This is a genomic window from Stenotrophomonas sp., assembly GCF_032066555.1.
In the GTDB taxonomy this organism is placed as follows: Bacteria; Pseudomonadota; Gammaproteobacteria; order Xanthomonadales; family Xanthomonadaceae; genus Stenotrophomonas.
Genome location: NZ_DAMBKV010000013.1, coordinates 83,170 through 103,775 on the forward strand (window position 1 = coordinate 83,170; position 20,606 = coordinate 103,775).

Here is a 20,606-nt window from a genome sequence, read left to right on the forward strand (position 1 = left end):
CATGCACGGCCTCCGCCTACAACGTGGATTCAACCTCCTCGAGTTGACGATCGTGGTGGGTGTTCTTGCGTTGCTGACCAGCGCCGCAACGGGCACCTACGAGGCATTCCAGCAGTCGCGCAGCTACAGCGAGGCCAGCGCACGACTCGGTGAATCACGGCAGGCGATCAAGGCGTTCGTCATCCGCAACAAACGCCTGCCCTGCCCCGACAGCAGCCCCAAGGGTGATAGCGGCCGCGAGAACGGCGGCGTGGCGGGGTGCCCATTGGGATTGAACGTCGGATGGCTGCCATACGAAAGCCTGGGACTGACGCTGCCAGAGCAACGTGCACGCATCCGTTACGCGGTCCATCGCAGCAGCACGGCGGACCTGGTGATTCCTGCTGGCAGGGGGGCCGAATTCGCCGACAAGGACGGTTCCAGCAAGCTGTTGGCGACCTTGGCAAGCGCCATGCGAGCACCGGCCACTACGGGCCAGCCGTACTACAAGTTACCGCCCGCCAATACGCCCTATCCAAGCGAGACACCCGCGAATCCGGAGGTTGCCTGCAATGGCGTCGGCGAAACGATCAACCCGGCGTTCGCGCTGATCGCGCCGGGCATGGACATGGACCAGGCCGGTGGTGCCGCTGCCGGCTTCGACACCATGAACAACGCCATCGCCACGCAGCCCGCCAGCTCGCTGTGCATGGCGCCGCCCGAGCGCCCCGCAAGCTTCCGCAATGACGACCAGACCAGTGCCGAGTCAGCCACCAGCCTGCTCGGTTGGCTGACCTCCCTTGAACGATAAGCAATCGACCCCGCATAACTCCGAGGCCTTTGAAATGACGAGCCACCACAGCAACTCACCCTGCCAGCGCCAGCCGCGCCATCTTCCCCGCCTGCTGGCCGGTGGTGTCGGCACGCTGCTGTTGGCTGCGTGCACCAACATGCCACCACGCAGCGTGCAGGATCTTCCGCCCGTCGAGCACAAGGCACTGGAGCGCACCAGCACCGCTCTCGCGGAGGAGTCCGCGAAATTCCTGGAAGCCCAGGACAAGCGCCTTGCGGCGATCGAACACAAGGGCACGGCAGCACCAAGCACCAAACCGCTGGCACCGGTGTATGACCCGCTGGAGCACAGCGTGGTCAGCATCAGCATGTTCGATGCGGATGTCGGGCAGCTGCTGTGGGCGTTGGCCGGCGAGCTGAAGATGAACCTCATCGTCGATCCCAAGGTGCTGGAGCAGAAACAACGTTCCAGCCTGCAGCTGAGCAATGTGTCGGCGCGCGAGGTGTTCAACCACATCCTCGATGCGTTCGACCTGCATGGCGAGCTGCGCGGCGGTGCGCTGGTGGTGAGCCAGACCAAGGAACGCATCTTCAACGTCGACATGCTCAACTCGGTGACGTCATTGGAGCTCAACAGCGGTGGCGACGTATTCGGCGCCGGCATGGCCGGCGAAGGCGGCGGTGGCCAGTCACTGCGTGGATCACTGAGCATGAGCGGCAGCGTCGGCAAGGACAATGATCCTTACAAGCAGCTCGCGGCGGCACTGGACGTGATCCTGGATACCGACAAGAGCAAGCAGGCCGTTGCGCCCACCGGCCCGGACCAGCCCAAGCCGGCGGCCACCGCCAGCTACAACCTGGATGCCGGCAGCGGCACCTTGTTCGTGCGCGCACGGCCCTCGCAGATGCGCGCCGTCGAAGAACTGATCGAGCACAACAAGCAGAAGCTGCGGCGTCAGGTACTGGTCGAGGCACAGATCCTGGATGTGACACTCAACGACAGCAGCAACTACGGCGTCGACTGGAACCTGCTGCGTGATCGCGTCGCCGGCATCTATGGCGATACCGCCGCCACCATCCTGCCCGACGCCAACAGCCCGCTGTCCTATGATGGCCTCACCCGCCTGGGTCAGCAGCCGCGCACCATCACCTTCCCCAACCAGACGCTTGGCTCGGGCCTGGGCCGGGCGCTGGGGCTCAGCTACGCCACTGACACGTTCTCCGCGGCGGTGAATGTGCTGCGCGGCTTCGGCAACGTCAAAGTGCTGTCCAATCCCAGCGTGCGCGTGCGCAATGGCAGCCCCGCCTACCTGAGCGTGGGCACCAACATCCGCTATGTCACCAAGTCCACCAGCAACTTCTCCAACACCGGTGGCAGCGGTGGCTCCTACAACCAGTCCACCGACATCCAGACCGATTCGCTGTTCTCCGGCGTGGTGATCGGCGTGGCACCGATGATCCATGAGAACGGCAGCGTCGAACTGCTGGTCCATCCAATGCAGACCGAGGTCGATACCAGCAGCCTGGTCCTGCGTGAGTTCCCCAACGGCAACGCCGTTACCCTTCCACAGGTCAACGTCAAGGGCATCACCACCACGCTCAACCTGCGCGACGGTGACACGGTGATGCTCGGCGGCCTCATCGATCAGAATGCGTCGCTGGACGATCGTGGCGTACCGGGGCTGTCCGACGTGCCGGTATTCGGGCGCATGTTCGGTTCCCGCGCCAAGACCCATAGCACCCGCGAACTGGTGCTGGTATTGCGGGTGAAGGTGCTGTGAGCCTGATCTTCGACGCCCTGCGCCAAAGCGCTACGACTACGGCGACCGGCACTTCGCCGGCCGCCGCGCAGGCGCACGGCCGGACGTCGCGGAAACGTCTGTATTGGCTGGGGGCTGCGGCGTGCGTAGTACTGGGATCGACACTGGTGCACGTATTCTCCAGCAACGCCAATCCGGTACAGGCAGCGCATCCCCACAACCTGGCTGGCGCAGTGCAGGCTGCGTCGGCAGCACCCGCCCGCCAGGTCGCCCCCGCGTCCTTGCCAAGCACGGCGCCGCCGATTCCGGCCTTGCCGCCCCTGCGCCCGGCCGCGGCAGTGGCTGGCGCGGCGCCTGCGCTGCCGCGCTCGACCCCGTCGCCCGCCGCCGCTGCGGCGGGCGCAACCGACCGTCCCCCGATTGCTGCGGCGGCACAGGACGTCGTCCATGTGCAGTCCCAGCAGTTGAACATCACCGTCAGCAAAAGTACGGCACCAGCCGCACAGACACGGCCCGCGGCCACTACCACCAGGGACAGTGAAACCGCCATAACCCAAGCCATCCGGACGCTGCAGGAGGCTGTGGCACAAAAAGACGATGCCGCCGTCGCACTGCAGTTGCAGAGGCTGCGCCAGCTGCTGCCCGCCGATAGCCTGACCCTGCTGCGCAATGAAGCCTGGATCGCACACAACCAGGGCGACCTGCTCGCCGCGGAAGAACGCTATCGGCAGATCCTGTCGCGTGTGCCCGAAGACACCCAGGCCGGTGTGAACCTGGCGCTGCTTGAAGCGGCACGCGGGCAGACCGACAACGCACAGACACGCCTGTTGCGGCTCGCTGCGGAGAACGGCGAGTCGGCGCTGATCATCCAGGCACTGGCGCAGATCCGCGGAACGCAGCAATGAATCCGGCCACCCGCCAGCACCTGCAGCAGCTTGGCCTGCATCGTTCGCCGTTCCCGCCGACGCCGGACAGCGTCGCCTACTTCCAGACCGCTTCGGTGGAGCGCGAGCTGGTGGAGGCAAGCCATTGCCTGCGCACGCGCTCGGGCTTCGTCCTGCTCACCGGCGAGGTGGGTACCGGCAAGAGCACGTTTCTACGCCGCCTGCTGGCCGCGCTGGAAAGTGAAGACATGGTGGTCTCGCTGGTCTTCAATACCTATCTGCAGGGCAATGACCTGCTTGCGGCGGTGTTGCGTGACTTCGGCCTGTCGCCCGAAGCGAGTGCCGCCGACAACATCGATCGCCTCAATCGCTTCCTGCTCGAGCGTTGGCAGCGCCAGGTCACCTGTGTCCTGCTGATCGACGACGCCCAGAATCTGGACATCGAAAGCCTCGAGTTGCTGCGCCTGCTTACCTGTCTGGAATCCGGGCAGGAGAAGCTGCTGCAGATCGTGCTGGCCGGGCAACCGGAGTTGCTGCAGTCGCTGGCGCAGCCCGCCATCCGCCAGCTCAGCAGCCGCATCAGCAAGCATGTGCAGCTCTCGGCCTTGCCGCAGGACCGCGTTGCCGACTATGTCCATTTCCGCCTCGACAGCGCCGGTGCGGACGGCAGCATCGCGCTCGACGACGCGGCGGTAAGCGCGTTGCATCGCCTCAGCAAAGGCAACCAGCGCCACATCCACCAGATCATGGACCGCAGCCTCTATGGCCTGTACGGGCATAGCACTACGCCCAGGAAAATCGATGCGGCATTGATACGCACCGCCGCTGCCGAGGCCGGCATCCGTGCGCCGACGGCAGTGCGCAGACATACCTGGGCCCTGGCCGCTTCGCTGGGGGGCATCCTCGTGCTGGGCGCGCTCGCCCTCTCGTTGCGTCCGGCGGTCACCCACGCCGAACCGTCGGCGCCGGCGCAGCACTCCGCCATCACCCACGCTCAGCCCGATCCTGTGTATGCCAACGCCAGCTGCCTTGCCGGGCTTGGCACGGGCGCACAGCTCAGCGTCGCCGTCCGCGCCGAAGCCGCGGCGCTGCTGCAGCAACGCGCCGATTTCTGCCTGCAACGGTCAGCGCAAGGGCTGCGCGCCACCTTCGTGCCGCACATCTCCGCCACGCAACTGCTGCAGCGCCAGCCCAATACGCATGTGCAGGAACTGCAGTACAGGCTGCAACAGCAAGGCCACTATGACGGCCAGCTCGACGGCCGCTTCGGCCCCCTGACCCAGCGCGCACTTTCGCGCATGCAGCAGCGCAGCTTCCTGCCTGTAACAGGCACGCCGGACCCCTTGACCTTGCACCTGCTTTCACTCAGCAAGCCGCAAGCCACCTCCTCGAACGACATGGATCCCTCCGCCAATGGCCACGGTTGATTCCCGCATCCCCTCCGCCTCCGCCAACTCGAGCCAGGGTCTGGTAAGCCTTGAACAGGCCAAGCTGGGCGTACTGCTAAACGAGCAGGGGCTGCTTGACCCGATCCAGCTGCTGTACGCCCGCCAGAAGAACCTGGTGGAGCAGACCAGCTTCGGCCGCCTGCTGATCCGCCATGGCCTGGCCAACGAATCGGACATCGTGCGCACCCATGCAGGCATGCTGGGCATCGAGTTCGCGCCGACGGAAACCCTGCCGATCGCCGACCCGCAGATCCTGGCCATGTTCAACCGGGAACTGTGCCAGATGCGCCAGTTCCTGCCGCTGCGTCGCGACGGGGATCAACTGGAAGTCCTGCTCGGTGATGCCGACCAGGCGGCCGTGGCCCAGCTTGTGCTGCAGCGCTGTGGCCTGCGTTGCCGCTTCCTGCAAGGCGAGTACGGCAAGGTCGCGCGGTTGATCCGGCAGACCTATTACTTTGCACAGAACCCGATCGAAGCGCTGCTGGAGAAAGAGATCCGCCGCCTTGCGACGGACAACGACCACGCCTACAGCCCGGAGAAGTTGCTGGACTACCTGCTCCACCTGGCCGTTCGTGAGCGTACAACCGACATCCACATCGCGCCGTCCGAACACAGCCTGCATGTCCTGTTCCGCGTCGACGGCGTGCTGCGGCCGATGTGGGCCATGCCCAACTCGCTCAGCCGCCTGCTGGGTTACATCAAGCTCGCCTCGGAGATGGACATCTCCGAGCAGCGCCGTCCGCAGGACGGCAGCTTCCGCGCCACGGTGCTCGACTCCGCGCTGACCGTTCGCGTCTCCACCCTGATCACCGAGTCCGGCGAGCGCATGGTCATGCGCCTGCTGCCGGAGCACAGCGATCTTGCCGGCCTGGAGGAACTTGGCTTCTTCCCCGAGGATGTCGCCCTGCTGGAGCGCCTGTTCGCCAAACCGGCGGGCCTGATCCTCATCACCGGCCCTACCGGCTCGGGCAAGAGCTCATCGCTGCACGCCGCACTGCGCATGCAGTCCTTGATCGAACGCAATGTGCTGACGGTCGAAGACCCCATCGAGTACCGCGTGCCGGGTGCCGGTCAGACCGAGGTCAACCGACGCGCCGGCTATGAATTCGGTTCCGCCCTGCGCCACTTCCTGCGCCACGACCCGGACGTGATCCTGCTGGGCGAAATGCGCGACGCAGAAACCGCACAGGCGGCAATCGAAGCCGCCGCAACCGGTCACCTGGTGTTGTCGACGCTGCACGTGACCACGGTCTTCGGCGTGGTACCTCGCCTCCGTCCATTGGGCCTGGAGGCACAGGTGATCGCGGACAACCTGCTCGCGGTTGTCAACCAGCGACTGGTCCGCCAGGTATGTCCGTTCTGTGCCGCCGATGTTCCCTTCAGCGACAAGGAGTGCGAATGGCTGGAGCTGCCCATCGGCAGCCTTGGGCGCCGCGGCCCCGGCTGCGACCGCTGCCGTGGCAGCGGCTTCTATGGCCGACTGCCGGTCTACGACATCATGATCGTCGACGAACCCCTGGCCAATGGCATTGCCGATGATGTCAGCCGCGAGGCCCTGCGCGGGCTGGCCATGGGTGCCGGCTTCAAGGGCATCGAGCAGGTCGCACGTGCACGTGTCATCGCCGGCCAGACCACCACCGAAGAAGTGTTGCGCGTGGTTGGTGTAGGCCCGTCGCCATGAACGTCTACTACTACCGACTGCTGCTCTCCAACGGCCGCGTCCGCGCAGGGGTAACCCAGCTGGCGGTCGAGCACGATGCCTCCGCACGCATGTGGCTGGAGAAGAACTTCGATGCGGTGGTGCTGAAACTCTACCGCTTCCCTGGCTGGCTGGCGGAAACCCAGCGCTCCATCACCCACCTGATCAAGCCCAGCATCAAGCCGGTGGAGCTGGCCGGCATGCTGCGCGACCTGGCGGTCATGACCAGCAGCGGCATTCCGGTCATGGAAGCACTGCGCGCAGTCGCCAACGAGGTCAGTTCCGGCCGTGCTTCCAATCCGGCCCGGCTGGCACGGCGCCTGCTGGATGAGCTGGATGCCGGTGCATCGTTGAGTGATGCCTTCGGCCGCTATCCGGATGCGTTTCCCGAGACGGTTCGCAACCTGATCATGATCGGCGATGAAACCGGCTCGATGGACAAGATGTTGATGGAAGCGGCCGACCACGTCGAACGCATCTCGCGGATGACCGCCGACACCCGCCAGGCCTTGATCTACCCGGCCTTCGTGTTCTCGGCGATCTTCGCCGCCGGTGGCTTCTGGATCTACTACGTCATCCCCAACCTGTCCGACCTCTTCAAGCAGATGAACGCCAAGCTCCCGCCGCTGACGGTCTGGGTGATGCGCAGTTCCGAGTGGCTGATCGGGCACATCGCCATGATCGCCGCCGGCATGGTGGCGCTGGCCTTCGTGCTGTGGGTGACCTGGCGCTACAGCCGGCGCTTCCGTCGCGCCGTGCACTACACACTGCACAAGCTCCCCATCGCCAAGACCATCATGTTCTCCTCAGGGCTGGCCTTCTTCACTGAATACATGGCCCTGCTGATCCGCGCCGGCGTCGACATGGTCAGCAGCCTGCAGGTGATGGAGCGCGCCATGCGTGACGAGTACTACCGTGATCGCATCATCGCCATCCGCCAGGTGCTTGAACGCGGTGACCGGGTGTCCTCGGCTATGCGCCAGGTGGGCGGTTTCCCCTCGATGATGGTGCGCATGATCAGCGTTGGCGAGGATACCGGCACCCTGGACAGCCAGTTCTCGCGGCTGTCCGAAGAGTACAGCCTGCGCCTGCAGCGCCTGATCACCAACCTGTCGGAGATCATCAAGCCGGTTGTCGTCCTGTTCGGCGGCGGCATGTTCGTTTTCCTGATCGTCGCCTTGCTGCTACCGGTCTACGACCTGGTACAGCAGGCCATCACATCGCCGCAGATGTAAGGACCGCCCCGACCATGAAATCAATCCGATCCAACCGTGGCTTCACCCTGATGGAGATGTCAGTGGTGCTGGTCATCATCGCGCTCATCCTGGGTGCGGTCACTGTCGGCCGCGACGTCTACCGCGGCGCGGTCGCCGAACGCATCAGCAGCGAGTTCGTGCAGGGCTGGATTCTCGCCTATGACCGCTACGCGAGCCAGACCGGTAGCGTGCCGAACGACGGAACCCTCACCGGCATGATTGGTGGCGGCACCGCCGCGACCGCGCTGTGCAGCACGCAGCTGGTCGACGAGATGCTCAAGGCGGGCGTGACCCTGCCACAAGGTGCAATGGAGGGCCGCCAGGATGCCTACATCTACCAGGACCGCAATGGCCTGCCGCAACGCCTGCAGGTCTGCCTGCAGGCGATCTCCGGCTGGCACGAGCCAACCAGTTCCACCGGCTACGTCCAGCGAACACGCAACGTGCTGGTACTCCACGGTCTGACGCCGGAGCTGGCACAGCAACTGGATCAACGCATCGACGGCAAGGTCGATGCGCGCGCAGGGCGCGTGCGCGAGAAGCGGCCAGGTACCAACAAGGTCGCCACCCCCACGGAGAACGCCGCCTGGTCGCGCGACGAAATGAGCAATGCAACCACCAGCATGGATGCCGCCAGCGCAACGGTCACCGCCTACATAAAAATGAGCCAGTAATCGGACCTGCAGTCATGCACAACGTCAGCCCTGATCCACTCGCCGATACCTCCACACCCCCCGCCCAACGCGGCTTTGGCCTACTGCAGGTCATGCTGGTGCTGATGCTGGCAGGCGTGGCGGTGGCCGCCGCCACCCTGCTCCTCAACGCCAAGCGACCACTCGCCCAGGCAAGCAACCAGCAGCACACCCTGCGCTGGGCGGACGAAGCCCTCACCGCATATGCCGCAGCACACGGGCGCCTGCCCTGCCCGGCCAGCCGCTGGAGCGAGGAACCCTCCAGCGTATTGGAGAGCTGCGTTGATGATGGCAGCGCCGGCTCGCCGCAGGCCGTCGGCTTCCTTCCCGTGGCCGTACTTCCGGGTGCCATGGAACTCGGGGCCGGCATCGGACCGATCCGCTACTCGGTATCACGCGGCGTGATCGCCACGGACCCAGCTGGCGCGCAGCACCGCCAACCGGCCCTCTCCGACACCGGCGACGCCTACATCCCGGTCAACGAGCAGGGCGAAGCCTTCGAGGACTATGTTGATCCGACCGCGGGCCTGGGCAATGGCCTGGACTTCTGCGCCGCGCTCGGCCAGAACGCCGTTTCCGGCGGCATCGCCGATGCCTACGCCACCACGAGGACCGCAGACCAGCAGTACAACCTTGCCTATGGCCTGGTAGCGGCCGGTATCACCGGCAATGAAGGCAGCCGTTTCGACAGCACCGCCTCAGCGGCGTTGCCAAGTCCCGCCAAGCCGGGTGATGTCGACTACGACGACCGCACGCTTGCCCGCACCTTCGCCGAGCTGGCGCCACTGGTGGGCTGCCGCCAGTACGCGGCAACGAACGCGATGGAGGCCCCCAGCAGCGTGGCGTTGCTGTCCATGGACGTGTTGGCCGGCGCCGTCGCCAATCATGCCACCGTCATCGATTTCCAGGACACGAATGAAGGCAACGGTGAGGCCCAGGTCCGCGATGCCACCTTCGCCCAGGTCATGGCGATCACCTCCATCGTGCTCAGCTCGCTGACGCTGGTGGATTCCATCCAATCGGCGGTATTCCACGGTGTCACCCTGGGGATCGATACCGCGATATGCATCGCCTCGCTCGGTATTGTCTGCGCACCGTTGGGCAAGGACATCATCGCCAACATCCTCAGCGTGGGCGCCATGATCCAGTCGATCTCGGCACTGGTGCAGAACACCGTGGCGCTGGTGCCCATCGGCCTGGCCCTGGATGCGAACGTCAAGGCGCGTGATCGCGCCAAGGAATCAGGGCAGCGGCCGGACACAACCTCGGTCGAGGGGGTGCTCAAATCAATGGAAAAGATGTTGTACGGCGCCGATGCAACCGTCTGCGAGACGAAGACAGACCCCACCACCGGACTACCGATACAGCGCCGGGACCCCGCCGGAGAATTGATTTTCAACGACGCGGGCATCCCGCAATACGAGTGCGAGGAGAAAACCGGCTTCCAGCCCGGGTTGAAGCAGGATGTCGAGAGCGCAAAGGTGACCGAGCGCAACATGGTCGCCGCCGAACAGGTGTATTACGTCAACCGCATCCTGCCGTTCGAGGACGCATCGCTGGCCTCGTTGATGGTGCTGGGCCCATCCGCGGCCAAGTACAAGAGAACCACCTGTGAGTACACAGGCTCCGGCCCATACAAGAACAGCAACGGCAACTGCGTCGCGGTCATCCCACCGGAACCCGCGGGCTGGAGCTCGGTGACCCGCTTCCTGCCCAATGCGTTGCAGGATGCCAAGCTCCGTCGCGGCTATGCCCAGCGATGGACCGTGCTGCAGCGCGAGGCCAATGACATGAAGCGTGCCATCGACCAGAAGACAGCCAACCGGACGCAGTGGCTGGGATTGGTTGCGGGTGCGGAGAAGGACGCCGAAAACGTATGTCGCGGGGCCAACAACCCCGACTCCATGCAGATCTGCAAGAACTCGCGCCAGCAGGTCCATTACATGAAAACCTGCACCTATACCCTGGCCAACCCCGATGGCTCCACCCGCGTGTTCAACGAACTCAGCCCGGGTGCCGGGGAGCCGATCAACTATGACGCCCAATGCACGCCGATGATCGATCTTGACCTGCAGCGCGCAAAGGACGCGCTGGCAAACAAGGAGCGCGACCGCGACGCCACCAAACGCTCCTACGACCGGCAAAGCTCGCCCTACCTGAGGTACCCGACCAGCTGGAACAATCGCAGGGTCGTCATCGATACCAGCGTCCCGACGTTCACCTGGGACACCAGCAATGTCTGGCGCTACAACGAGCTGCCGATCGATGGCGCCAATGGCGTACATCTCATCAGCACGGAAAACGTGGTGTCCGGCGATGCCTGCGATTTCATCAGGACGACCGGGCAATCGGGGTCCGAGTGCTCCCGCTATCCCTACTCCCGCGCCTATGGCGACTGGCTGCGGGCCAAGGAAGGTGCGGACAAGGCAATCACAAATCGCACACAGACCGAGGCCCGCTTCAAGGAGCTGGAAGCCAAATATCTCACGCTGCAGAATGCAGCAGGGCCGGGCTCAGGCAACGAGGAGGCGCTGGCAGTGGGCGCTCCCGCGCTGCTGCTGAAGGCCGACACGCGCGGCGCGGTGGGCCCAGCGCGCCCCGCGGTGGCTACGCCATGACCATCCATCGTCACGCACAACGCGGCTTCAGCCTCGTCGAGATGGCCATTGCCCTGGTGATTGCAGGGTTGATCTCGGCCGTGGTGTTCGCCTTGATACCTGCGGGCACGCAGGTGCTCAAGGCTGACAATGACGAACAACGGATGGCACAGGCCGAGCATGCCCTGCTGGGGTATCTGCGTGCCAACCTGAAGCTTCCGGCGGCGGACACCGATGGTGATGGCCGTGCCAATCCGGGCCAGACCGCCGGATGGCTACCGGTACGCGACCTGGGCCTGTCCAGCGACACGCGCATCCTCTACCAGGTGCAGGCGGATCTGCTGCCGACGCTTGGCAGCCATTTTTCCCCGCGCATCCCCGATGGCACTGCCACCAACCCGACCTCGCCGATAAACGGGCTGGACCTGTGCCTGCGCCTGATGGACCTGCAGAAAACCGCGCCGAAGCTTCCTGGCATCGAGTTTGCTGCAGCCTATGCACTGGCCATCAACAACCATCGCGCCGATGTCGGCGCGGATGTCGGCAGTGCCGCAATTGCGTTTCACCTGCCCGGGTTGCCAGACAATGCGCATCGCCTCACCCAGGCCGCCGGCATTGGCGAGCTGTCCAGCCGTCTGTCCTGCAGTGACCGCGTGGGTCGTGCGCAGGGAGCCGCGCAGTCCGCGGCAGCGGCCTACAGCACCGCTCGGGTCGCCGAGTTCAATGCCCGGTTCCGGAAGTTCGACGAGCGGACAGCGCGTGCGCTGAAGGCCGCCACCGATGCCGGCATGGCCGCTGCCGGCGCCGCACTGGCATTCGCAATCTTCGATGAAACAATTGCCGCAGTGATGACCACACCAGGCGACTTCGAAACGCCGCTGAAGATCACCATCGCATTGGGCGAGCATGCCAATGCACTCACCGGCATCGGCTATGCGAGTTATCTGGTCCACCTCGCCACCGGTGAGGTGGAAGAGGCCGAGGCGGCCTTGCAAGCGGCAAAACAAGCCAAGGAGATCGCCGCCACACAGTGGCAGAAGGCCTCCGCAGCAAGCCAGGCCGCCAAGCAGAGTGCCATAGCCCTGGACAGCGCAGGAATCGATAAATGAGTCACCCCAACATTTCCTCATCCCGCGTACGTGGCTTCTCGCTGATCGAACTTACCGTATCGCTGGTGATCCTGGGCATCGTTGGCGTGCTGCTGGCACGGTGGCTGATGCTCAGCCACAGCGAGAGCCAGCAGATCATGCAACGCACGCTGCTGCAGCGCGCCGACGATGCGCTGCTGGCCTATGCGGCAAGCAATCATCACCTGCCCTGCCCGGCTGCCGATAACAACGGCATCCCCGACTGCAGTCTGGAACATGGCCAGCTGCCGTACCGGGAGCTCGGTCTCCCGGACCAGCGCGCTGCCGGCCTGCGCTACGCGGTCTATCGCAACAATGCGCTCGCCGCTGTTGATCCGGATGTGACAACCGTCAACGCCGACCTCACCGTGGCAGCCAACCGCGCGCCCACCCTGCAGGTGCTAAGCAATGCCACGTCTTCCAGCATCGCCTCGATGGTGATGCTGCCCGACACCTGCACGAAGCCGGGGGCTTGTGACGACACAGCCGACCTCGAGATCAATGGCCTGGACTTCTGCTACGCACTGCGCAGCGCGATGAATGCTGGACTGCAAGCCGGGCAGCTGCGCACCCTGCGCGCGCAGGGGAGCGGCGAGGCCATGGTGGGCAATATCGCCTATGCACTCTCCACCGCTTCACTGGACTCCGCGGCGAGCAGCGCACTGCCCTCTCCACGGCGACCTGCCAGCGTCGAACATCCCGAAAGGGTACGCGCGGTAGGCCTGGAGCAGGTGTGGACCCGGCTGCGCTGCGGTGAATCGGTGGGTGCTGCCCTCCACGCCCATGCCAATGCAGCCGCCGCTGCTGCCATCAACGTACCGGCGATGGAGGACTACGCCGAGCAGCTCTCCATCATGTCCGAGCTTGCACGGGCGTCCGACAAGAGTGCGGATGCCGACATCCAGTCGGCAGTCGCGCAGATATCCGCCGCCATGGGTGGCAGCAACGATACCGTGTCTGAAGCGTTCAATACCTATGGCGCATGGACCTGGCGCGCCGGTTTGTCCATCGTGGGGGTAGGCAGTGCGATTGGCGCCACGGTCGCCGCCGCAGCCTCCAAGGCCAAGTCGGTGGAAAGCGTCAGGACAGCGGAGAAGACCGAGGCGGCATTTGCCAGTGGCAACCCCACCGACGACGACCCCGATCGTACCGTGTACTCACTCACCAGCCGCTCGACCGAACTTGCCAGAACCATCGACCTGGAGGCACGCAGGGCGGATATGTTGGGCATATCGCCGCGGCTTCCCCAGCAGGCGGCGGCCGAAGGTCTCAAGTAGGCAAGGCCGCGGTTGTTGCATGGAACCCCGACCACCAACGCCGCCACCCAAGGCGGCGTCCAGAAAGACAAAGCACCGCCGTAACCTGTCCTGCACCGGCAGCGGACGCACCGTCATGCTGCTTTTCCGGAACGAAAAAGGCGTGCCGCGAGGCACGCCCTTGCAGTGCTCCGGGGGATGTCGCTCACGCCAGCGCGACGCGCCCCATGTGCGTCCGCTCCGTCCCCATTCCGCCGCTCCGCGCGGATGCCAGTGCCCCTGCCCCGCTGGATATCTGCGCGAACAGGTGGCGTATCTCCTTGCCGGGGTCCAATCCCAGTTCGGATCGGAGCATCACTTCGAAGCGCTGATAGGCATTGACGGCGGCGCTGAGCATGCCGCTGCCGGTATAGGCCCGCATAACCCGCTGCGCGTGCGCCTCGTTCCACGGATCATGCTGGCCCAAGGCGCGCGCCATCAGCAGCGCGCGCTCCCATTGGCGGCTCGACAGCAGCTCATCACAGCACTTCTCCGCGGCCGCAACCAGCCTGCCATCCAGTTCCTGCCGACTGGTCTCCAACCAACTACGGAAATCTATGCCGGCGATATCATCCATGCCATCCAGGAAGCTGCTGTGCCTTGCCAGCATATAGACCGCCTGGCAGGGCACCGATTGCAGCAGGTCGATGTCAAAGCGCATCTCCTGGTCCCGGAACAACCCCACGCTGCCGCGCTCGATGCGCAGTATGTCCGTGCCGAGGGCTGCACTGCAGAAGCGGTTGAGATTGCTCAGCACCTGGCGCAGATTGGTCAGTGCACTGGTTTCGCCCAGCGTCGGCCACAGCAGCGCCGCCAGCGCCGTGCGCGAATGCATGCGGTTTGACTCCATCGCCAGGTAGCCCAGCAGGGCCCAACCCTTTCGATAGATCAATGGTGCCGGCAGGCCGTCGCCCTGCCCCATCAACTGCACCAGACCCGTGACCGGTGCGCTGTTGTGCCCGCCACACCGGTTTGCGCCTATGCATGGCGTGTCCTGCTCTACTACGTGCGTCATGGTTTTGCCCCCGGTTGGCCCAGCAAATGAGGCCCTTACTTGTTAAACCGGCAAAAGCAGCGCAATCCAATCATCAATCTGCGAATGATCGCGTTCGGACCTTGGTCGGGCTGCTGCCGTGGGGCGAAATCCGCGCAATCGGCGCGCTGCGGATCGGCCCCGACGTAGGTTTCAGCCGCAACCATGCCGCTACGACGGGGCTTGTGCGGCGAATCCAGGCAATCACACCTGCAAGCGTTGACACCGCGTCTACGGGGTGGTTATCTCGACCCATGCTGCAACGCCACAACGCCACCGCTGACCTGACTTCGACCCCGGCCCACGCCGTGGCCTCGATTCTTGTACTCGTACTTATTACCGAGCCAACAGGTGCGGGGCAGACTGGCGCGTAACGTAAAGACAGCCAGATTCGACTAAAGACCCCGCGCCGACCCCGGTGCGGGGTTTTTCGTTTCCAGCTTCTATTTCATCTGAAACCATGTACCCAACCACTGACACCACGAACAAACACACCGCCAACGCTGCCTGCCGCAGCGCTGCCGCCTGCATGGTGTCTGCCCCGCCCGCCCCGGCCGCTGCGTCCTGACGCAACGGCCGTTTTTATTTCTGCATGTCTCTCTTGATCGCAAGGAACCCAAGCACCATGAGCACCAACGAACTGCCCCAGATCAAAATCGCCGTCGTCGGTTACGGCAGCCAGGGCCGCGCCCATGCCATGAACCTGCGTGAATCCGGCTTCGACGTGGTTGTCGGCCTGCGCGCTGGCGGCCCCACCGAGGTCAAGGCACAGGCCGATGGCTTCACCGTCAAGACCCCGGCCGAAGCGGTCAAGGACGCCGACCTGGTCGCCGTGCTGACCCCGGACATGGTGCAGAAGAAGCTCTACAACGAGGTGCTGGCACCGAACATGAAGCAGGGCGCCTGCCTGCTGTTCGCACACGGCCTGAACGTGCATTTCGGCATGATCGAGCCGCGCGCCGACCTGGACGTGGTGCTGGTCGCGCCGAAGGGCCCGGGTGCGCTGGTGCGCCGCGAGTATGAAATCGGCCGCGGCGTGCCGTGCATCTACGCGGTCTACCAGGACAAGAGCGGCAAGGCCGAGCAACTGGCACTGGCCTATGCCGCTGGCCTGGGCGGCGCCCGCGCCAACATCATCAAGACCACCTTCAAGGAAGAGACCGAAACCGATCTGTTCGGCGAGCAGGCCGTGCTGTGCGGTGGCGCTTCCTCGCTGGTGCAGGCCGGCTTTGAAACCCTGGTCGAAGCCGGCTACCAGCCGGAAATCGCCTACTACGAAGTGCTGCACGAACTGAAGCTGATCGTCGACCTGTTCTACGAAGGCGGCATCACCCGCATGCTGGAGTTCATCTCCGAGACCGCCCAGTACGGTGATTTCGTCAGCGGCCCGCGCGTCATCGATGCCTCGGTGAAGGCGCGCATGAAGGACGTGCTGACCGACATCCAGAACGGCACCTTCACCCGGAACTGGGAAGCCGAGTACGACGCCGGCCTGCCGAACTACAAGAAGTTCCAGCAGGCCGACATGGAACATCCGATCGAGAAGGTTGGCAAGGAACTGCGCGCCAAGATGGTTTGGCTGCAAGGTCAGACTGCGTAATCCGCGGTCCCCCACCCGCAACTGGCAAAGGTCGCTGCATGAACACTTCCACCCCCGGTGCGCCCCGTAACGGCGCACGCTGGCTGACGCAGGCCCTGGAAGCCGAAGGCGTGCAAACGCTGTTCGGCTACCCGGGCGGCACCATCATGCCGTTCTACGACGCATTGGTGGACTCCAGCCTCAAGCACATCCTGGTACGACACGAGCAGGGTGCGGCGCTTGCCGCCAATGGTTATGCCCGCGCAAGCGGCAAGGTAGGCGTATGCGTGGCCACCTCCGGCCCGGGCGCGTCCAACCTGGTCACCGGCATCGCCGACGCCATGCTCGACTCGGTACCGATGGTGTGCCTGACCGGCCAGGTCGCTACCCCGCTGCTGGGTACCGACGCGTTCCAGGAACTGGATGTGTTCGGCATGACCATGCCGATCGTCAAGCACAGCTGGCTGGTGCGCAGCGTTGATGAGCTGCCGCAGGTGGTTGCCGAGGCCTTCCGTGTCGCCCGCGAAGGGCGGCCCGGTCCGGTGTTGATCGACCTGCCCAAGGACGTGCAGCTGGGCGATGCCTCGCACCTGCCCGATCACGTGCCGGCCTCGATCGATCCGGTTCCGGCACCGTCGGCCGAGCGTTTGGCCGCTGCTGTGGAAATGATCGCCGCTGCAGAGAAGCCGGTCATCTATGGCGGTGGTGGCATCGGCCTGGCCGATGCGGTTGGCGAGTTCCGCCACTTCGTCGAAAGCTCGGGTATCCCGACCGTGCTGACCCTGCGCGGCCTGGGTGCACTGCCGGCCAATCACCCGCAGTACCTGGGCATGCTGGGCATGCACGGCACCCGCGCCGCCAACATGGCGGTGCAGGAGTCGGACCTGTTGATCGTGGTCGGCGCCCGCTTCGATGACCGCGCCACCGGCAAGCTGGCCGAGTTCGCGCCGTTCGCCCGCGTCATCCACCTGGATGCCGATGCCTACGAGATCTCCAAGCTGCGCGCGGTCGACATCGCCATCCCCGGCAACGTCAAGACCGGCCTGCAGGCGTTGACCAGCATCCGCAGCAGCTGCAACAGCTGGCGCGCACGTTGCGCCGCCAACCGTGAAAAATTCGCCGCCCGCTATGACGCACCCGGCCATGACATCTACGCCCCGGCGCTGCTGAAGCGGCTGAGCGAAGTGGCGCCGGCGGATACCGTCATCGCCTGCGATGTCGGCCAGCACCAGATGTGGGTGGCGCAGCACTGCCGCTTCAACCACCCACGCAACCACCTGACTTCCGGTGCGTTGGGCACGATGGGCTTCGGCCTGCCGGCGGCGATGGGCGCACAGTTCGCCTGCCCCGATCGCACCGTGGTGCTGGTCTCCGGTGATGGCAGCTTCATGATGAACGTGCAGGAGCTGGCCACCATCGCCCGCTGTCGCCTGCCGGTGAAGATCGTGCTGCTGGACAACGCCTCGCTGGGCATGGTCCGCCAGTGGCAGGAGCTGTTCTTCGCCGAGCGTTACAGCGAGATCGATCTGTCCGACAACCCGGATTTCGCAGCGCTGGTGCAGGTGTTCGGCATCCCCGCCACCCGCATCACCCAGCGTGCGCAGGTTGAAGACGCACTGGCCGCCATGCTGGACACGCCCGGTCCGGCGCTGCTGCACGTGTCCATCGATGCACGCGCCAACGTGTGGCCGCTGGTGCCACCCAACAACGCCAACAGCACCATGCTGGACAGCAACCCAGCCCATGCCAAGGCAGTGCAGGAGAGTTCCAATGCAATACCGGCTTGACCTGGTGCTGAAGCCTGCCGAAGGCGCGCTGGTGCGCGTGATCGGCATGGTCGAACGGCGCGGCTTTGCCCCCAGCAACATCGCCGGCAATCGCAATGCCGACGATGCCGGCCGCTGGCACGTGCAGATGGACATCCATGGCACGCGCCCGCCGGAAACCCTGTGCCACCAGTTGCAGAAGGTCTACGACTGCGAATCCGTGCAGCTGGTACCGGTAGCAGGTGCCAGCGTATGAGCAGCGACGTAAGTGGCGTACCGGTAGTACGCCGCCACAAGCCACGGAGGCGTCTTCTTCAACGCGAACAGTCGACAGCTGGTTCGCTTGTATCCGGTGACGGCCACGTACATGCCTGACCGTGGCCGCACCGTCGCAGTTGCAACACCCGCTGACACGTTGAACGTCAGCGTCGCCGACGTATTGGCCGCGCAGGCCCGCCTGCGCCGTTTCCTGCCGCCTACCCCGCTGCATTACGCCGAGCGCTTCGGCACCTGGCTCAAGCTCGAGAACCTGCAGCGCACCGGTTCCTACAAGGTGCGCGGCGCCCTGAACGCCATGCTGGCCGCACTGGAACGCGGCGACGAGCGTCCGGTGATCTGCGCCTCGGCCGGCAACCACGCCCAGGGCGTGGCCTGGGCCTCGCACCGGCTGGGCGTGCAGGCCATCACGGTGATGCCGCATGGTGCACCGGCCACCAAGATCGCCGGCGTCCAGCACTGGGGCGCCACCGTCCGCCAGCACGGCAACAGTTATGACGAAGCCTATGCCTTCGCCCGCGAGCTGGCCGAACAGAACGGCTACCGCTTCCTGTCCGCCTTCGATGATCCCGACGTGATCGCCGGCCAGGGCACGCTGGGCATCGAACTGGCACCGCATGCACCGGACGTGGTGATCGTGCCGATCGGCGGTGGTGGCCTGGCCTCCGGCGTCGCGCTGGCCTTGAAGTCGCAGGGCGTGCGCATCATCGGCGCGCAGGTCGAAGGCGTGGACTCGATGGCACGCGCGATCAAGGGCGACGTGCGCGAAGTTGATCCGGTGCCGACCCTGGCCGATGGCGTCAAGGTCAAGATCCCCGGTTTCATCACCCGCCGCCTGTGCGCCAGCCTGCTCGACGACGTGGTCATCGTGCGCGAAGCCGAACTGCGCGAAACCCTGGTGCGACTGGCGCTGGAAGAGCATGTCATCGCCGAAGGCGCCGGCGCATTGGCGCTGGCCGCCGGCCGCCGCGTCTCCGGCAAGCGTAAGTGTGCGGTGGTATCGGGCGGCAACATCGATGCCACGGTATTGTCGACCTTGTTGTCTGAAGTGCGCCCCAGTCCCCCGCGTAAACCTCGACGGCGTAACGCCGAACGACTTAGAAGCCGTGTCGTCGCAGCGACACAGCGCAGCCCCAAATCCGATTCCCCCAAAATTCCCGTTACCGCCGCAGTCGAGGAGACCCTCTGGTGAATACTCCAACCAACAACACCCCGCGAATTACCATCTTCGACACGACCCTGCGCGACGGTGAGCAATCACCCGGCTGCAGCATGACGCCACCACAGAAGCTGGTGATGGCGAGGGCGCTGGCGGAACTGGGCGTGGACGTGATCGAAACCGGCTTCCCCGCAAGTTCGCAGTCCGACCGCGAAGCAATGGCGCTGATCGGCCGCGAGGTACGCCAGCCGGTCCTGGCAGTGCTGTCGCGCTGCCTGGCCGGCGATATCGAAACCTCCATCAAGGCGTTGGAAGCCGCAGCGCGCCCGCGCCTGCACCTGTTCCTGTCCACCAGTCCGTTGCACCGCGAGCACAAGCTGCGCATCAGCAAGGAACAGGTGCTGGAGTCTGTGCACAAGCATGTGAGCATGGCGCGCGGCTATCTGGACGATGTCGAGTTCTCCGCCGAGGACGCCACCCGCACCGAACTGGACTTCCTGACCGAAGTCACCCAGGTCGCCATTGCCGCCGGTGCCCGCACCATCAACCTGCCCGACACCGTTGGCTTCACCACGCCGGAAGAAATCCGCGCGATGTTCCAGCATGTCATCGCCAATGCCGCTGGCGCCGACAAGGTGGTGTTCAGCACCCATTGCCACAACGACCTGGGCCTGGCCGTGGCCAACTCGCTGGCCGCCATCGAAGGCGGTGCGCGCCAGGTGGAAGGCTCGATTAACGGCATCGGCGAGCGCGCCGGCAACTGCGCGCTGGAAGAAATCGCGATGGTGCTGAAGGTACGCAACGCCTTCTACAACTTCGATACCGGCTTCGACACCCAACGCATCGTGCCCACCTCGCAGCTGCTGCAGCGCCTGGTCGGCATGCCGGTCCAGCGCAACAAGGCCATCGTCGGCGCCAATGCCTTCGCCCATGAATCCGGCATCCACCAGCACGGCATGCTGCGCAACCGCAACACCTACGAAATCATGCGTCCGGAAGACGTGGGCTGGGAGTCCTCGCAGATGGTGCTGGGCCGCCACAGTGGCCGCGCCGCGGTCGAGGCGCGCCTGCGTGCACTGGGCTACTGGCTGGAAGAAGAAGAACTGAAGCTGGTATTCGATCAGTTCAAGGCGCTGTGCGAACAACAGCGAGTGGTCACAGACGCCGACCTGCAGACCCTGATGCAGGGCACCTCCAGCAGCGACGGTTACCGCCTGGCCTCGATGACCATCAGCGACGTCGGCAGCCGCGCCAACGCGCTGGT

General features: G+C 65.0%; 16 protein-coding genes. 15 read left to right on the top strand and 1 reads right to left on the bottom strand.

What is annotated here, in order from left to right; translation table 11 throughout:
* Nucleotide 1 precedes the first annotated feature (1 nt).
* From RT131_RS14675 to RT131_RS14720, 10 genes are read left to right on the top strand one after another with little or no spacing between them, the layout of a single operon-like run.
* On the top strand, nucleotides 2–790 hold the full coding sequence (locus RT131_RS14675) for a type II secretion system protein (protein ID WP_313173537.1): 789 nt from the start codon (nucleotides 2–4) through the stop codon (nucleotides 788–790).
* Entirely contained in the window at nucleotides 780–2,552 is a 1,773-nt protein-coding gene (gene mshL / locus RT131_RS14680; RefSeq protein ID WP_313173538.1) for a pilus (MSHA type) biogenesis protein MshL, read from the top strand. Before RT131_RS14675 ends, mshL begins: the two co-directional genes overlap by 11 nt.
* Nucleotides 2,549–3,436 (top strand): tetratricopeptide repeat protein, encoded by an 888-nt coding sequence (locus tag RT131_RS14685; protein WP_313173539.1) that lies wholly within the window; start codon nucleotides 2,549–2,551, stop codon nucleotides 3,434–3,436. Before mshL ends, RT131_RS14685 begins: the two co-directional genes overlap by 4 nt.
* Complete coding sequence (locus RT131_RS14690) at nucleotides 3,433–4,842, top strand: AAA family ATPase (RefSeq protein WP_313173540.1); 1,410 nt, start codon at nucleotides 3,433–3,435, stop codon at nucleotides 4,840–4,842. The genes RT131_RS14685 and RT131_RS14690 overlap by 4 nt, the downstream gene beginning before the upstream one ends.
* Nucleotides 4,829–6,544: a GspE/PulE family protein gene (locus RT131_RS14695; RefSeq protein ID WP_313173541.1), complete on the top strand. Its 1,716-nt coding sequence runs from the start codon at nucleotides 4,829–4,831 to the stop codon at nucleotides 6,542–6,544. Before RT131_RS14690 ends, RT131_RS14695 begins: the two co-directional genes overlap by 14 nt.
* Nucleotides 6,541–7,797, top strand: coding sequence for a type II secretion system F family protein (locus RT131_RS14700; RefSeq protein ID WP_313173542.1), 1,257 nt, complete (start codon nucleotides 6,541–6,543; stop codon nucleotides 7,795–7,797). Before RT131_RS14695 ends, RT131_RS14700 begins: the two co-directional genes overlap by 4 nt.
* Before the next feature lie 14 nt (nucleotides 7,798–7,811).
* Nucleotides 7,812–8,492 (top strand): prepilin-type N-terminal cleavage/methylation domain-containing protein, encoded by a 681-nt coding sequence (locus RT131_RS14705; protein WP_313173543.1) that lies wholly within the window; start codon nucleotides 7,812–7,814, stop codon nucleotides 8,490–8,492.
* A 14-nt stretch (nucleotides 8,493–8,506) separates the two neighbouring features.
* The gene (locus RT131_RS14710) at nucleotides 8,507–11,128 is read left to right on the top strand and encodes a hypothetical protein (protein ID WP_313173544.1); all 2,622 of its coding nucleotides are present in this window, start codon (nucleotides 8,507–8,509) and stop codon (nucleotides 11,126–11,128) included.
* On the top strand, nucleotides 11,125–12,216 hold the full coding sequence (locus RT131_RS14715; RefSeq protein WP_313173545.1) for a type II secretion system protein: 1,092 nt from the start codon (nucleotides 11,125–11,127) through the stop codon (nucleotides 12,214–12,216). The genes RT131_RS14710 and RT131_RS14715 overlap by 4 nt, the downstream gene beginning before the upstream one ends.
* Nucleotides 12,213–13,511 carry a prepilin-type N-terminal cleavage/methylation domain-containing protein gene (locus RT131_RS14720; protein ID WP_313173546.1) on the top strand — a complete coding sequence of 433 codons (1,299 nt, stop codon included), beginning with the start codon at nucleotides 12,213–12,215 and terminating at the stop codon, nucleotides 13,509–13,511. The genes RT131_RS14715 and RT131_RS14720 overlap by 4 nt, the downstream gene beginning before the upstream one ends.
* Nucleotides 13,512–13,695: 184 nt before the next feature.
* On the opposite strand, the gene RT131_RS14725 is transcribed toward RT131_RS14720, so the two are convergent.
* Nucleotides 13,696–14,544 carry a BTAD domain-containing putative transcriptional regulator gene (locus RT131_RS14725; protein WP_313173547.1) on the bottom strand — a complete coding sequence of 283 codons (849 nt, stop codon included), beginning with the start codon at nucleotides 14,542–14,544 and terminating at the stop codon, nucleotides 13,696–13,698.
* A 643-nt stretch (nucleotides 14,545–15,187) separates the two neighbouring features.
* Between RT131_RS14725 and ilvC the strand changes: the two genes are divergently transcribed.
* The 5 genes from ilvC to RT131_RS14750 all read left to right on the top strand — a co-directional run.
* Entirely contained in the window at nucleotides 15,188–16,162 is a 975-nt protein-coding gene (gene ilvC / locus RT131_RS14730) for a ketol-acid reductoisomerase (RefSeq protein WP_313173548.1), read from the top strand.
* A gap of 38 nt (nucleotides 16,163–16,200) precedes the next feature.
* Nucleotides 16,201–17,928: an acetolactate synthase 2 catalytic subunit gene (gene ilvG, locus RT131_RS14735; protein WP_313173549.1), complete on the top strand. Its 1,728-nt coding sequence runs from the start codon at nucleotides 16,201–16,203 to the stop codon at nucleotides 17,926–17,928.
* Nucleotides 17,912–18,163, top strand: a complete 252-nt coding sequence (locus RT131_RS14740) for an ACT domain-containing protein (RefSeq protein ID WP_313173550.1) — start codon at nucleotides 17,912–17,914, stop codon at nucleotides 18,161–18,163. The genes ilvG and RT131_RS14740 overlap by 17 nt, the downstream gene beginning before the upstream one ends.
* Before the next feature lie 111 nt (nucleotides 18,164–18,274).
* Entirely contained in the window at nucleotides 18,275–19,375 is a 1,101-nt protein-coding gene (locus tag RT131_RS14745; RefSeq protein ID WP_313173551.1) for a threonine dehydratase, read from the top strand.
* The coding region (locus RT131_RS14750; protein WP_313173553.1) for a 2-isopropylmalate synthase at nucleotides 19,369–20,606 on the top strand (1,238 nt) is incomplete at its 3' end. The genes RT131_RS14745 and RT131_RS14750, both read left to right, overlap by 7 nt.